Genomic DNA, 14,435 nt, shown 5'->3' with positions numbered 1-14,435 from the left:
CCCGTCCATCGGGCTTTCCTCTTCGACGATCGTCGGGCACACTCGGTGACGGCCATGCCCCGGACGGGGCGGATCCGGGGAGGACGCCGTGACTGACAGCAGGACCGCCGTGCGCGTGAACTGGCCCGTGCTCATCGGATCGTCGACCCTGATCGTGGCCGTCGCCGTCTGGGCCATCGTCCTGCCGGGGCAGGCCGCCGAGGTCATCGGGGCCGCCGTCGCGTGGACCGGGCAGAACCTCGGCTGGTACTACATCCTCACCGCCGCGATCGTGCTGGCGTTCGTCGTCTTCCTCGCGCTCGCGCCGATGGGCCGCGTCAAGCTCGGTCCCGACCACTCCAGGCCCCAGTTCCGCCTCTTCACGTGGATGTCGATGCTCTTCGCCGCCGGCATCGGCATCGACCTCATGTTCTTCTCCGTGGCGGAGCCCGTGGCGCAGTACTACGGGCCGCCCGCCGGCGACGGCGAGACCGTCGAGGCCGCACGGCAGGCGGTCGTGTGGACGCTGTTCCACTACGGACCGGTTGGATGGGCGATGTACGCGCTCATGGGCGGCGCCTTCGCCTACTTCGCGTTCCGGCGGAACCTGCCCCTCAGCATCCGCTCCCTCCTCACGCCGCTCCTCGGCAATCGCCTGAGGGGATGGGCGGGGCACGTCGTCGACATCACCGCCGTGCTCGGGACCGTGTTCGGCATCGCCACCTCGCTCGGCATCGGCGTCGTGCAGCTCAACTACGGTCTCTTCCTGCTCTTCGGCATCCCCGAGGGCGTCGGCGCGCAGATCGCCCTCATCGTCCTCTCTGTCGTCATGGCGACGATCTCGACGGTGTCGGGCGTGGAGAAGGGCATCCGCCGTCTCTCCGAGGCCAACGTCATCCTCGCGATCGTCCTCCTCGTCCTCCTCATGGTCCTGGGCGACGCGCGCCGGCTCCTCGACGGCATCGTCATGAACGTCGGCGACTTCCTCGCCTCGTTCCCCGGCCTCGTCATGAACACCTTCGCGTGGGAGCGGCCCGACGACTGGATGAGCGCGTGGACGCTCTTCTTCTGGGCCTGGTGGATCGCGTGGGCCCCGTTCGTGGGCCTCTTCCTCGCCCGCATCTCGCGAGGCCGTTCGCTGCGCCAGTTCATCGTCGGCGTGCTCGTCGTGCCGTTCGTGTTCATCGCGATCTTCATCTCGGTGTTCGGCAACTCCGCGCTCGAGCTGATCCTCGGCGGCGACGACGCCTTCGGGCAGGCTGCGCTCAGCGCCCCCGAGCGCGGCTTCTACGACCTCCTCGCCGCCTACCCCGCGGCGCCGGTCATCATCGGCCTGGCCACCCTCACGGGACTGCTGTTCTACGTGACCTCGGCCGACTCCGGCGCGCTCGTCCTCGCGAACTTCACGTCGATCATCCAGGACCCCCGGCAGGACGGCGGCAACGTCCTGCGCATCTTCTGGTCGGTCGTCACGGGCCTGCTGACGATGTCGATGCTGCTCGTGGGAGGCATCGCGACGCTGCAGAACGCGACCCTCATCGTCGGCGTGCCGTTCTCCGTCGTCATGTACCTCGTCATGATCTCGCTGTTCCGCGCCCTGCGCACCGAGCAGCAGCACGCGGAGGGCTACCGGGCCACGGCGACGGCGCGCGTGGCCACGACGGACTCCGGCTGGCAGCGCCGCCTGCGCCGCGTGTCGGCGTACCCGCAGCGGGCGCAGGCGGCGCGCTTCCTCGAAGAGATCGCCGAGCCGGCGTTGCGCGACGTGGCCTCGGAGCTCGCCTCCGCCGACGCCGACGTGTCGTGCGAGAGGGCCGACGTCGAGGGACTCGACCTCCCCGCGCTCGTCCTCTCGGCGCGGTTCCCTGGGCACGAGGACTTCACCTACCAGGTGTATCCCGTCGAGCACGAGCTGCCGACGTTCGCCGCCCGTGCTCCCCGCAACGCCGACGTCTACTATCGTCTGGAGATCTTCACGGCGACGGGCTCCCGCGGCTACGACGTCTACGGCTACACGACCGAGCAGCTCATCGCCGACGTCGTCGCGCACTACGAGTCGCACATGGAGTACCTCCGCATCTCGGCCGATGCGGCCGACGCCTCGATCGGCGGGGAGCCGGCCGTGACCGACTGGAGCGAGGACTTCCCCCAGCCGCAGCGGGAGAGATGACGCGCACGCGCGCAGGAAGGGAGGGCGCATGCCTTCGACACTGTTCATCGACGGAACGTGGGGCCCGGCGGAGGCCGGCGGCACACGCGAGATCCGCTGTCCTGCGGACGGCTCGCTCGTCGGCGTGGTCGACGAGGCCGGCGAGGCCGACGCCGTCCGCGCGATCCGGGCCGCTCGGGCGTCCTTCGACTCCGGCGTGTGGACGAGCGTTCCCGCACCCGAGCGCGGCGACCTCCTGCTGCGCGTGGCCGGCGCCCTGCGCGACCGCGCCGAGGAGTTCGCCGAGGTCGAGTCGCGCGACACGGGAAAGCGGATCGTCGAGTCCCGCATCGACATGGACGACATCGCCGCGTGCTTCGCCTACTTCGGGAAGCTCGCGGGGCAGGACGCGGGGCGCATCGTCGACGCGGGGTCGGCCGACGTCGTCAGCCAGATCGTCTACGAGCCCGTCGGCGTGTGCACGCTCATCACCCCGTGGAACTACCCGCTGCTGCAGGCCGCGTGGAAGATCGCGCCCGCGCTCGCCGCGGGGAACTCGTTCGTGCTGAAGCCGGCGGAGCTCACCCCGCACACGGCCATCCTCATGATGCGGGTGCTCGAGGAGGCGGGCCTTCCCGCGGGCGTGGCGAACCTCGTGCTCGGCGCCGGCGCGACGGCGGGGGCACCGCTGTCGACGCACGAGGACGTCGACATGGTGTCGTTCACGGGCGGTCTCGTGACGGGCCGTCTCATCGCCGCGAACGCCGCGGCGACCGTCAAGAAGGTCGCGCTCGAGCTCGGCGGGAAGAACCCGAACGTCGTCTTCGCCGACGCCGACTTCGACGCCGCGGTCGACAACGCCCTCAACGCGGCCTTCGTGCACTCCGGCCAGGTGTGCTCGGCGGGTGCGCGCCTCGTCGTCGAGGAGTCGATCGCCGAGCGCTTCGTCGACGAGCTCGTGCGGCGCGCCGAGCGGATCCGCCTCGGCGGGCCGTTCGACGACGACGCCGAGACCGGCCCCCTCATCTCCGCGGCCCACCGCGACAAGGTCACCGCCTACGTGCAGGCCGGCATCGACGAGGGCGCGCGCCTGCGGACGGGCGGACGCTGGGGCGAGGGCGACCTCGCCGACGGGTACTACTACCTGCCGACCGTGCTCGACCGGGTCGAGCGGGGGATGTCGGTCGTGCGCGACGAGGCGTTCGGCCCGGTCGTCACGGTGGAGACGTTCCGCACGGAGGACGAGGCCGTCGCGACCGCGAACGACACGGTCTACGGGCTCGCGGGGGCCGTGTGGTCGCAGGACGCCGGGCGCGTGCAGCGCGTCGCACGACGGCTGCGCCACGGCACGATCTGGATCAACGACTTCCACCCGTACCTGCCGCAGGCGGAGTGGGGCGGCTTCAAGCAGTCGGGCTTCGGGCGCGAGCTCGGCCCGACCGGCCTCGCCGAGTACCAGGAGGCGAAGCACATCTACCAGAACCTGTCGCCTGCGGTCACCGGATGGTTCCCGCAGCACTGAGCCCCCCGCACCGAGCACGAGGAAGACACCGAGATGAAGACAGCGCACACGTTCGACTACGTCGTCGTCGGCGGCGGATCCGCGGGGGCCGCGGTCGCCGCCCGGCTGAGCGAGGACCCCGCGGTCACCGTCGGACTGCTCGAGGCCGGGCCCAGCGACACCGATCAGGACGTCGTCCTGCGGCTGTCGCGGTGGATGGAGCTGCTCGAGTCGGGCTTCGACTGGGACTACCCGGTCGAGCCGCAGGAGAACGGCAACTCGTTCATGCGCCACGCCCGCGCGAAGGTGCTGGGCGGATGCTCGTCCCACAACTCCTGCATCGCGTTCTGGGCTCCGCGCGAGGACCTCGACGAGTGGGCCGAGCGCTTCGGGGCGGCCGGATGGGATGCGGAGAGCACGTTCCCGCTCTACCGCAGGCTCGAGACGAACGAGGACGCCGACCCGCATCACGGCCACGACGGCCCCGTGCACCTCATGAACGTCCCGCCGGCCGACCCGTCGGGCGTGGCGCTCCTCGACGCCTGCGAGCAGGCGGGCATCCCGCGCACGCGCTTCAACACGGGGGAGACCGTCGCGAACGGCGCCGGGTTCTTCCAGGTCAACCGACGCGCGGACGGCACGCGCGCCTCGTCGTCCGTCTCGTACCTGCATCCGGTCCTCGAGCGCGAGAACCTCACGATCCTGACCGGGAACCACGTGCGCGAGATCGAGTTCGACGACGCCGGCCGCTGCACGGGCGTCCTCGTCGTCGACAACGCCTTCGGGCGTCCCTCCCGCATCGCCGCGACCCGCGAGGTGATCCTCTCCGCCGGCGCGATCAACACCCCGCAGCTGCTCATGCTGTCGGGGATCGGGCCGCGCGAGCACCTCGAGGAGCACGGCATCCCCGTGCGCGTCGACGCTCCGGGCGTGGGCGAGAACCTGCAGGACCACCCCGAGGGCGTCGTGCAGTGGGAGTCGAAGAAGCCCATGGTCCGCGAGTCGACGCAGTGGTGGGAGATCGGCGTCTTCGCCACGACGGAGGAGGGGCTCGACCGCCCCGACCTCATGATGCACTACGGCTCGGTGCCGTTCGACATGCACACCTACCGGGCGGGATACCCCACCGCCGAGGAGGTGTTCTGCCTCACGCCGAACGTCACGCACGCCCGGTCGCGCGGCACGGTCCGCCTCCGCTCGCGCGACCACCGCGACAAGCCGCGCGTCGATCCGCGCTACTTCACCGACGCCGACGGTCACGACATGCGCGTCATGATCGCCGGCATCCGCAAGGCCCGCGAGATCGTCGCGCAGCCCGCCATGCAGGAGTGGGCGGGACGCGAGCTCTCGCCCGGCGCCGACGCGACGACCGACGATCAGCTGGCCGACTACATCCGCCGCACCCACAACACCGTCTACCACCCCGTCGGCACCGTGCGGATGGGCCCGGACGACGACGGGCTCTCGCCCCTCGACGCCGAGCTGCGGGTCAAGGGCGTGACCTGCCTGCGCGTGGCCGACGCGTCCGTGATGCCGGAGATCACGACGGTCAACCCCAACATCACCGTCATGATGATCGGCGAGAAGTGCGCCGACCTCATCCGGGGCGCCTGACGCGCGGGAGCGCGACGCCGCGTATGCGGAAGGGCCGGATCCCCGTGGGGGTCCGGCCCTTTGTGGTGTGTGTCGTTTAGTGCGTGTCCTCGGCTTCGATCTCGGTGCGGTCGCCGCTCCACTGGGTGTGGAAGGTGCCCTCTTTGTCGGTGCGCTTGTAGGTGTGCGCGCCGAAGAAGTCGCGCTGGCCCTGGATGAGGGCGGCGGGGAGGCGCTCGGCGCGGATGCCGTCGTAGTACGCCAGTGATGAGGAGAACGCCGGGGAGGGGATGCCGGCCTGGGCGGCGGCGATGACGACGCGGCGCCAGGCGTCCTGGCCGCGTGTGAGGGCGTCGGCGAAGTAGGGGGCGGTGGCGAGGACGGGGAGGTCGGGCTGGTCGGCGTAGGCGTCGGCGATGCGGTTGAGGAACTGGGCGCGGATGATGCATCCGCCGCGCCAGATTTTGCTGATGGCGCCGAGGTCGATGTTCCAGTCGTACTCGGCGGCGCCGGCGCGGATCTCGTCGAAGCCCTGGGAGTAGGCGATGATCTTCGAGGCGAACAGTGCTTGGCGGACGTCTTCGATGAACTGCTCGGTGTCGTCGGCGTGGAAGTCCTCCGCCGGGCCCGGGAGCCCGGCGGCGGCGGCGCGCTGCTCGGGGTGCGACGACAGCGAGCGCGCGAAGGTCGCCTCGGCGATGCCCGACACGGGCACGCCCAGCGACAGGGCGGTCTGCACGGTCCAGGCGCCCGTGCCCTTGGCGCCGGCCTGGTCGAGGATGACGTCGACGAGCGGCTCTCCCGTCTCGGCGTCGACCTGGCGCAGCACCTCGGCGGTGATCTCGATGAGGTAGGACTCGAGCTCGCCGGTGTTCCACTCCGAGAACACGTCCGCGATCTCGGCGGGCGTCTTGCCCGTCCCGCGGCGGATGAGGTCGTAGGCCTCGGCGATGAGCTGCATGTCGGCGTACTCGATGCCGTTGTGCACCATCTTCACGAAGTGGCCGGCGCCGTCGTGGCCGACGTGCGTGACGCAGGGCTCGCCCTCGGCGACCGCGGCGATGGACCTCAGGATCGGGCCGAGCGTGACCCACGACTCGTCCGACCCCCCGGGCATGATCGAGGGGCCCGTGAGAGCGCCCTCCTCGCCGCCCGAGATGCCGGCGCCGACGAAGTTGATTCCGTGCTCGCGCAGTGCCCGCTCACGGCGGATCGTGTCGGCGTACTCCGAATTGCCGCCGTCGACGATGATGTCGCCCGGCTCGAAGACCTCGGTCAGCGATGAGATCACGTCGTCGACGGGTGCTCCTGCGCGGATCATCACCAGCGCGGTGCGGGGAGTTGTCAACGAGGCGGCGAAGTCCTCATACGAGAACGTCGGGACGAAGTCCGCGTCAGGGTAGGCGGCGGCGAAATCGCGTGTGCGATCGTGCTCGCGGTTGTACACGGCGACCGTGTTGCCGTTTCGGCTGGCGAGGTTTCGAGCCAGGCCGGATCCCATCACGGCAAGCCCGATCACCCCGATGTCCGCTCGTCTCCGGTCGGTCGCTCCGAGCGGTGTGCGATCGGAGCCGGCCGGGTCTGCGGGGGCGGCGTCGTGGGCGGGTACGGAGCGCAGAGTGTCAGACATCGTCATCTTCCGGAGGGGTGGGCAGGGAAACGGCGGCGCCCGGACGCGCCGCCTGGAAGGCGCCGAGGGCGGAGCCGAAGACATCGTCGGGATCCAGCTGACGCAGCTCCTCGGAGAGCTTGTCGCGCAGCGAGGCCGACGGCAGGAGCAGACGCTGCGTGCGTCGGCCCGGCCAGGACAGATCGGCGAAGCGATCCGAGGTCCGGGCCAGGACGATGTCGCCGTCGGCGTGCCGCAGCCGTACCGAGTGCACCCCGTCGTCGTCGATGCGCTCGTGCTGCGCATCGTGCTCGACGAGGTGGGCGGGCGCCGCCAGCGCCGCGCCGAGCCAGGCGGTCAGGAGATTCGAGGACGAGCCCTCGGGGTCGCCCGTCACCTCGACGGCCGTGACGGCGTGGCCCGGCCTCTGGTCGAGTATCGCGGCGAGCTGGTCCCGCCACCGTGTGAGTCTCGCCCAGGCCAGGTCGGTGTCGCCCGGGGTGTAGGCATAGCGCTCGATCGGCGCGGAGGTGAGCGAATGGGTGATGCGCCGTTGAGCGATGCGACCCAGCGGTGCCTGCGCCGGGGCGCTGGGCGCGTCGTGGGGCCACCACGTCACGACCGGGGCGTCCGGCAGCAGCAGCCCGGTGACGAGGCTGATCTCGTTTTCCGTGGCGTCGCCGTATGCGCGCAGGATGACGACCTCGCTGGCCCCGGCGTCGCCTCCGACGCGGATCTCGGCGTCGAGGCGTGCGTCTCCGTCGGGGTCCGTGACGACAACGATGACGCGCATCGGGTGCTCATAGGACACGACGTTGGCCGTGTCGACGATGTCCTCGTCCACTCGGGATGGAAGGGAGACGATCAGGGTGAGCACGTGCGCGAGGCCCGGCGCGCCCCCTTCTTCGCGGGTCCGGACGAGCCGACGGGCGACCTCTCCGGTCGTGGTGTGGTCGAGGGTGATGATCATGGGCGTCTCCAGACACGGCCGTCGCGGGCGAGAAGGGCGTCAGCGGATGGCGGTCCCCACGAACCGGGTTCGTACTGTTCGAGGGGAGCGCCCGCGGCGGCCCAGTACTGTTCGATCGGGTCGAGGATCCGCCACGACAGCTCCACTTCCTCGTGGCGCGGGAACAGCGGCGGGTCTCCGAGAAGGACGTCGAGGATGAGGCGCTCGTAGGCCTCTGGACTGGCCTCGGTGAAGGCGTGTCCGTAGCCGAAGTCCATGGTCACGTCGCGCACCCGGGTGCCGTTGCCCGGCACCTTGGAGCCGAACCGGAGAGTCACGCCCTCGTCCGGCTGGATTCGGATGACCAGCGCGTTCTGTCCCCGCCGAGAGGACTGCGAGCGCGCGAAGAGGTGCTCTGGACCGTGCCTGAACACCACCGCGATCTCGGTGACGCGGCGTCCGAGCCGTTTCCCGGTGCGCAGATAGAACGGCACCCCCGCCCAGCGCCGTGTGCCGATGTTCAGCTTGACGGCCGCGTACGTCTCGGTGGCGGACGACGGGTCCATCCCGTCCTCGTCCAGGAACGCCGTGACCTGCTCCCCGCCCTGCCATCCGCCGCCGTACTGTCCGCGTGCGGTCGCAGTGGCGAGGTCGTCGGGCAAGGACACCGCGGCGAGGGTCTTCTCCTTCTCCGCGCGGAGGTGCTCGGCGGACATGCTGATGGGCTCCTCCATGGCGGTCAACGCCAGGAGCTGCAGCAGATGGTTCTGGATGACGTCACGGGCGGCGCCGACGCCGTCGTAATAGCCGGCTCGCCCGGCCACGCCGATGTCCTCCGCCATCGTGATCTGCACGTGGTCGATGTGATCGCGGTTCCAGATCGGCTCGTACAGCTCGTTCGCGAAGCGCAGCGCGAGGATGTTCTGCACCGTCTCCTTGCCGAGGTAGTGATCGATGCGGAAGATCGAATCCGCGGGGAAGGCCTCCTCGAGGGAGCCGTTGAGCTCTCGTGCCGACGCCAGGTCGTTTCCGAACGGCTTCTCGATCACGACACGGCTCCACCGGTCGCCGTCGCTCTGCGAGGACACCAGCCCCGACTCGGTCAGCTGCGTCGCCACCACCGGGAATGCGCGGGGAGGGATGGAGAGGTAGAAGGCGTGGTTCCCCATCGTGCCGCGTTCGTCGTCCAAGGCCTCGACCGTCTCGCGCAGCCGCACATACGCCTCGGGGTCGTCGAAGTCGCCTTCCACGAACCGGATGCCCCGCTGAAGCTGCTCCCAGGTCTCCTCCCGGAACTCCGTGCGGGCATGCGCCTGCACCGCCTCGCGCACGACCTCGCTGAACGGGACGTCGCCGGCCCAGTCCCGCCTCGACATCCCGACCAGGGCGAAGCCGGGCGACAGCAGCCCGCGATTGGCCAGGTCGTACACCGCGGGCATCAGCTTCTTCCGCGCGAGGTCGCCCGTCGCGCCGAAGATCACCAGCGCGCTGGGGCCGGCGATCCGGTGGAGGCGGCTGTCGTTCGGTGGTCGCAGCGGGTTCTCGGGGAGAGAGGCATCGAAGATCATGATGCGGAGACAACTCCTTCTCGCCCAGGCGCGGGCGTTCGTCGTTCGCTCCAAGTTAGATAGCGGATCCGGCGGGGCAAACCGCCCAGTCGTACCCGTTCGGCCACCTGTTCGGGTAGTCAGGGTGACCTTCAGCCGCCATGAATGTGCCCGATCGAGTGGTTCCCGCATCCGCATGAGGGCGACGAGCGAGGTGCCCGAGCATGCGCCCGAGAGGGGTGCGCATAGGATCGGACGCATGGCCACGACCGATCGCATCGTGTGGATCGACGCGGCCCGTGGGGTCTGCGTGCTGGCGGTCGTGCTCATGCACACGACGCTGTCGGCGTATCTGGGCCATCTCGCGCCCGGATCCTCGACCGGCTTCTGGACCTGGTTCATCGACGCGATGACGCCGTTCCGCATCCCCGGCCTCGCGATGCTCAGCGGGCTCCTCCTCGCCCGCCGCATCCGGGCCGGATGGACGGACCGGTCCGTGCGCGCCTCTGTCGCGTCGTCGTACTGGCTCTATGCGGTGTGGCTCCTGGCGTTCGCGCTCTTCGCCGGCCTCGTCGGGTCGTACGTCTGGACGGGCCCCATCGGAACGGGCGACGGCGTCCGCTGGGATGCGTACCTCAACCAGCTCGTCGTCCCGCGCACGCTGCTCTGGTACGTCTTCGCGCTCGCCGTCTGGACGGCCCTGCTGACGACCCTGCGCCGCGTCGACCCGGCGCTCGTGCTCGTCGTGCTCGCCGTCGTCTCGGTCTGCAGCCACTACGTCCCCGTGCTCGACGACAACGATCAGTACCGCAACGTGCTGCGCTACGCGCTGTTCTTCGCGATCGGCGTCTACGGCTCGTCCTGGCTGCGCGACCGCGTCGGCGCCCGGCACTTGCCGCTCATCGTCGGGGCCCTCGCGATCTCCCTCACAACCGGCCTCGTCATCCTCGGCGGAGGCGGCGACCCCCACGTCGAGGCCGTCCTGTCGGTTCCGCGGGACGCCGCATCCGCCGTCCTCCTGCTCTGCGTGACCGCCGTCGTGTGCCAGGCGCGTCCCGTGGGCGCGGCCCTCGCCTGGGTCGGACGACGCACCCTTCCCGTCTACGTGCTGCACGGCATCCTGCTCGAGGCGCTGTCGTACATCCCGCACTGGAGCCTCGTCATCGACCGCACGGTCGTCCGGAGCCTCGCGCCCCTGCTCGTCACGATCGCGATCGCCGTCGTCAGCATCGCCCTGCACGAGCTCGTGATGCGCACGCCGGCACGGGTGGTCTTCGAGCTGCCTCGTCCCCTCCGCCGGGCGTTGCTGCGCGAGCGTGCCTGAGCATTCACGAGAGAATAGACGGCATGGATCAGGTCGCGGTCGACACACGATGGGACGGCGTGGCCGGCATCCAGCGCTACTCGCGCGAGGTGCTGCCGCGGCTGCGCACGCCGTGGACGTCCCTCGGCCTCGACGGCGACCATCTCGCGCCCCTCGACGCGCTGCGCGCCCTGCCGACGAGGGGCCTCGTCTACAGCCCCGGGTACAACGCGTTCGTCCGCGCGCGACGGCAGCTGCTGACGCTGCACGATCTCATCCAGCTGCAGGCGCCGTGGCCGGGGCGCGCGAAATACCTCGCGTACTACGCGCTCGCCGTGCGGCCGGTCGTGCGACGCACGGGCGTGGTCCTCACGGTGTCGCAGACGTCGAAGGCGATCGTCGAGGAGTGGCTCGGAGACGACGCCGTGCGCGTCGTGAACGCCGGAATCGGATGCTCGGACGCCTTCCGCGCGGATGCGGAGCCGGCGTCGTCGGCGGATCCGTACCTCCTGTACGTCGGCAACCTGCGCGCGCACAAGAACGTCCCCGTCGTGCTCGACGCGCTCGCCCTCGTGCCGGATGCGCGCCTGCGGATGCTCCTGCCCGCCCGCGAGCGCGACGAGGCGCGGGGGATGGCCGCGGCGCGCGGTCTCGGCGACCGCGTCGAGCTGCTCGCCGGGCTCGACGACGACGCGCTCGCACGCCAGTACCGCGGAGCGAGCGCGACGCTCATGCCCTCGATGCTCGAGGGCTTCGGGCTGCCGGCGCTCGAGAGCATCATGACCGGGACGCCCGTGCTGTATTGGCGCGGCTGCGCGGCCGTGGCCGAGACGGCGGACGGCCGCGGCACGGCGGTCGCCGACGCGCGGGACGCGGATGCGTGGGCGGAGGCCATCCGGTCGGCCCTGTCGCGGCCGCGGCGCGTCGAGCCGCCGGCCGCCGGGTACGACTGGGACGCGACGGCACGGTCGATCGACGAGACGATCGCGTCGCTCGCCTGAGGACTCGCGTCGTCGGCCGCGTGCCGGCGGCGTGGACCGCGATGGCGCCCGGCCGAGTCGCTCGCGGGCCCGCCACGCCCGGCGCGCGTCGCCGGTCCGGACTCCCCGGCGCCGGATGACGAGCGCCGGCCGGCCGGATCCCCGGGCAGTCGGTTCCGCGGCGCGCCCGGCACCCGGGTTAGCCTAGATCCCGGAGGACCCGAGACGACCCGACGACCGAGGTCCTCCGAGACGAAGCCCGACGACCCTGGGAGTGACTCGTGATCCTCGTGGCGGAGCCGTCGTTCCTCGACTCGCGTACGCCTCTCGAGATCGTGCTCATCCTCGCGGCCGCCCTCGTCGGGGCGGCCTTCGTCGTCTTCCTCTCCTTCAGGCTGCCGGCGCGAACGCTGCTCGGCGTCGCCTTCGTGCTCGGCGTCCTGCAGTTCTTCGGGCCCTTCGGGTTCACCTCCCTCGGCCTCCTCGCGATCGCCGCACTGCTGCCCGGCGCGGCGTGGAGGTTCGGTCGGGACGGCGCCAACCTCTGGCTCTGGCTGCTCATCGTGCTCGCCGTGTGGCAGACCGTCTCGGTGCTGTGGGCCGACAAGCTCGGCTCGGCCGCGTACGGGGTGCTGCTCACGGAGGCGCTCGTCGCCGTCTTCCTCATCGCGCGCGAGACCATCCGAGAGTCCCCGCAGGGGCTGGTCAGCGCGCTCAGGATCGCTTCGCCGTTCGTGCTGCTGCAGGCGCTGCTCGTGTCCCTCTTCCGGTTCTTCCCCGATCTCGAGTACGCGTATCTCACCTCGCCGATCGCGCGGATCCTCACCGAGCCGGGCGTCGAGCTCATTGCAGACGGCAGCACCGAGAACGTCAACGACGTGTTCAAGGCCGGGGGGCTGTTCCTGAACGCCAACACGGCGTCGCTCTTCCTCGCCGTCGTCGCGTGCCTCTATGCCTGGGCCGCGCTCCAGCGCCCGGGACGGCGGACCTTCTGGCTCTTCCTCGCCGTCGTGGCGGTCTCCCTCGACGCGACGCTCGGCACGGGGTCGAAGACCCCGATCGTGGCGATGGTGGCGTTGCCGCTCCTGGCGGTGTTCGCCCTCGTCGCGGTGCGCAGGCCGCTCGTCGCGCTCGTCGTGGGCGTCGCCGGAGCCGCGGCCGCCGTCGGCGGGATCGCCCTCATCGCGGCCGTGCGCCCGCGTCTGCTGGACGAGACCATCCGGACCCTCGACGAACGCCGCCGGCTGTGGGACGTCGTCCTCGCGCAGGTGCCGGAGCACTGGTTCACGGGGCTCGGCTTCGGCAACTGGCGTCTCACGATCGCCGAGGAATGGCGGATGACGTTCCCCGGACGCGGGCTCCAGCTGTTCCCGCCGCACAACCTCTTCTCGCAGGCGTGGGCGGACGCGGGTCTCGTCGCGCTGCTCCTCACCGTCGCGCTCTCGCTCGGCCCCATCGTCGCGGTGCTCCGCCGCATCTGGCGCCACCGCGACGACAGGCTCCTCTCGCGCGGATCGCTCGAGCTCCTCGTCGTCTTCGTGGGCGTCTCGTGGGTGCTGACGCACGGGATGCTCGACACGACGACGTTCCTCGGCGACAACCATCTCGTGCCGTTCTTCGGGGCCATCGTGGCGGTGGCGTTCTCGGAACGACTCGGCAGGCGGCAGGATGAGAGGGTCGATTCCCCGCCCGCCGTCGTCAGTCAGGCCGCATGACCACCTACGTCTACTACCCGCGCGGTCTCGCCACGGGCGGGCCGGAAGCGCTGCATCAGCTCGTCGACTCGCTGCGACGTCAGGGGCAGGACGCGCGTCTCGTGCCGGTCCCGGGCACGGAGGGCGCCCCGCGCGCCGCGCGGTACGCCCCCTACGACGCCCCCGAGGCGCCGGCCGTCGTCGACGCGCCGGGCAACGCCGTCGTGGTACCGGAGACGCAGGCACTGCTGCTTCGCCGGCTGACCCACGCCTCGCCGTTCGTCTGGTGGCTGTCGATCGACTACGCGCCCCGCTTCGTCATCGAGCGCGCGGAGCGCACGACCCTGCCGATCGAACGGACGCGGATGTCGCGACCTCCCCTGCTGTGGGCGCGTCACGCCAAGCGGCTGCTCCGCGGCGTCGTCACGGGGGAGGACGAGGTCTTGCAGCGCGCCGGGCACCTCGTGCAGTCGCACTACGCGTGGAACCACGTGCTCGCGCATCTCGGCCGCGTCGGCACCATCCTCTCCGACTACACGCCGCTCGAGGCGCCGTCCTCGGTGTCGACGGAGGGGCGCCTGCCGCGCATCACGTACAACCCGGCGAAGTCGTCGCGCATCATGGCCGAGTTCTCCCGACGGTGGCCGGGCGTCGAGCTGCTGCCCCTGCGCGGGATGACGGGCGAGGAGGTCGCCGAGGCACTGCGGACGTCCCTCGTCTACCTCGACCTCGGCACGCATCCGGGCAAGGACCGGATGCCCCGCGAGGCGGCGCTCATGGGCTCGGTCGTGCTCGTCGCGCGGCGCGGCGCGGGAGCCAACGACGTCGACGTGCCGCTGCCGTGGGAGCACAAGGTCGCCGTGCTGCCCGACGTCGTCGCGAACGCGAAGCGCGCTGTCGACCTCGTGCTCGCCGACCCTGCCGCCGCCCTCGCCGCGCAGGCGCCGTACCGCGCCGCGATCCGCCGCGAGCGCGAGACGTTCGACCGCGAGGTCGCCGCGGCCTTCATCCGCGGCGAGTGGGGCCGCGACGGCGCCGCGACGCTGTAGCGGGCTCGGCGCGGGCCGCTCGACGGCGTGGTGCGTCGAGGGGGCTGCCAGGGTCGGTGCACGCGCTGTGGCACCGGCGAGC

The 14,435-nt window shown here is 71.1% G+C and carries 10 protein-coding genes; 7 read left to right on the top strand and 3 right to left on the bottom strand.

The features are described 5' to 3' along the window. Window positions 1-88 precede the first annotated feature (88 nt). From betT to N8K70_RS13180, 3 genes are read left to right on the top strand one after another with little or no spacing between them, the layout of a single operon-like run. A complete protein-coding gene (gene betT, locus N8K70_RS13190; RefSeq protein WP_317138805.1) occupies window positions 89-2,149 on the top strand; it encodes a choline BCCT transporter BetT in 2,061 nt (686 codons plus the stop codon). Between the two features lie 28 nt (window positions 2,150-2,177). Then, window positions 2,178-3,650 (top strand): aldehyde dehydrogenase family protein, encoded by a 1,473-nt coding sequence (locus N8K70_RS13185; RefSeq protein ID WP_317138804.1) that lies wholly within the window; start codon window positions 2,178-2,180, stop codon window positions 3,648-3,650. A gap of 33 nt (window positions 3,651-3,683) precedes the next feature. Continuing rightward, entirely contained in the window at window positions 3,684-5,243 is a 1,560-nt protein-coding gene (locus N8K70_RS13180) for a GMC family oxidoreductase (protein ID WP_317138803.1), read from the top strand. A gap of 76 nt (window positions 5,244-5,319) precedes the next feature. On the opposite strand, the gene gndA is transcribed toward N8K70_RS13180, so the two are convergent. Genes gndA through zwf form a run of 3 tightly spaced genes read right to left on the bottom strand, consistent with a single transcriptional unit; the run spans window position 5,320 to window position 9,348 of the window. Then, a complete protein-coding gene (gene gndA / locus N8K70_RS13175) occupies window positions 5,320-6,852 on the bottom strand; it encodes an NADP-dependent phosphogluconate dehydrogenase (RefSeq protein ID WP_317138802.1) in 1,533 nt (510 codons plus the stop codon). Then, window positions 6,845-7,801, bottom strand: a complete 957-nt coding sequence (locus tag N8K70_RS13170; protein WP_317138801.1) for a glucose-6-phosphate dehydrogenase assembly protein OpcA — start codon at window positions 7,799-7,801, stop codon at window positions 6,845-6,847. The genes gndA and N8K70_RS13170 overlap by 8 nt, the downstream gene beginning before the upstream one ends. Further along, window positions 7,798-9,348 carry a glucose-6-phosphate dehydrogenase gene (gene zwf / locus N8K70_RS13165; protein WP_317138800.1) on the bottom strand — a complete coding sequence of 517 codons (1,551 nt, stop codon included), beginning with the start codon at window positions 9,346-9,348 and terminating at the stop codon, window positions 7,798-7,800. The genes N8K70_RS13170 and zwf overlap by 4 nt, the downstream gene beginning before the upstream one ends. A 238-nt stretch (window positions 9,349-9,586) precedes the next feature. Between zwf and N8K70_RS13160 the strand changes: the two genes are divergently transcribed. The 4 genes from N8K70_RS13160 to N8K70_RS13145 all read left to right on the top strand — a co-directional run bounded on the left by N8K70_RS13160 (window position 9,587) and on the right by N8K70_RS13145 (window position 14,353). After that, window positions 9,587-10,651 carry an acyltransferase family protein gene (locus N8K70_RS13160; protein WP_317138799.1) on the top strand — a complete coding sequence of 355 codons (1,065 nt, stop codon included), beginning with the start codon at window positions 9,587-9,589 and terminating at the stop codon, window positions 10,649-10,651. A 23-nt stretch (window positions 10,652-10,674) separates the two neighbouring features. Continuing rightward, on the top strand, window positions 10,675-11,631 hold the full coding sequence (locus N8K70_RS13155) for a glycosyltransferase (RefSeq protein ID WP_317138798.1): 957 nt from the start codon (window positions 10,675-10,677) through the stop codon (window positions 11,629-11,631). A gap of 260 nt (window positions 11,632-11,891) precedes the next feature. Continuing rightward, window positions 11,892-13,325, top strand: a complete 1,434-nt coding sequence (locus tag N8K70_RS13150) for an O-antigen ligase family protein (RefSeq protein WP_317138797.1) — start codon at window positions 11,892-11,894, stop codon at window positions 13,323-13,325. Next, a complete protein-coding gene (locus N8K70_RS13145; protein WP_317138796.1) occupies window positions 13,322-14,353 on the top strand; it encodes a hypothetical protein in 1,032 nt (343 codons plus the stop codon). Before N8K70_RS13150 ends, N8K70_RS13145 begins: the two co-directional genes overlap by 4 nt. Window positions 14,354-14,435: the final 82 nt, after the last annotated feature.

Source organism: Microbacterium sp. AB, assembly GCF_032878875.1.
In the GTDB taxonomy this organism is placed as follows: domain Bacteria; phylum Actinomycetota; class Actinomycetes; order Actinomycetales; family Microbacteriaceae; genus Microbacterium; species Microbacterium betulae.
The sequence above is the reverse complement of the archived record's forward strand: the minus strand, read 5'-3'. Positions and strand labels throughout refer to the sequence as shown.

Bases quoted from the DNA above. Each gene is read 5' to 3' on its own strand.
- N8K70_RS13185 (WP_317138804.1), top strand. From the start codon at position 2,178: ATGCCTTCGACACTGTTCATCGACGGAACGTGGGGCCCGGCGGAGGCC.
- N8K70_RS13180 (WP_317138803.1), top strand. From the start codon at position 3,684: ATGAAGACAGCGCACACGTTCGACTACGTCGTCGTCGGCGGCGGATCC.
- gndA (WP_317138802.1), bottom strand. From the start codon at position 6,852: ATGTCTGACACTCTGCGCTCCGTACCCGCCCACGACGCCGCCCCCGCA.
- N8K70_RS13170 (WP_317138801.1), bottom strand. From the start codon at position 7,801: ATGATCATCACCCTCGACCACACCACGACCGGAGAGGTCGCCCGTCGG.
- zwf (WP_317138800.1), bottom strand. From the start codon at position 9,348: ATGATCTTCGATGCCTCTCTCCCCGAGAACCCGCTGCGACCACCGAAC.
- N8K70_RS13160 (WP_317138799.1), top strand. From the start codon at position 9,587: ATGGCCACGACCGATCGCATCGTGTGGATCGACGCGGCCCGTGGGGTC.
- N8K70_RS13155 (WP_317138798.1), top strand. From the start codon at position 10,675: ATGGATCAGGTCGCGGTCGACACACGATGGGACGGCGTGGCCGGCATC.
- N8K70_RS13145 (WP_317138796.1), top strand. From the start codon at position 13,322: ATGACCACCTACGTCTACTACCCGCGCGGTCTCGCCACGGGCGGGCCG.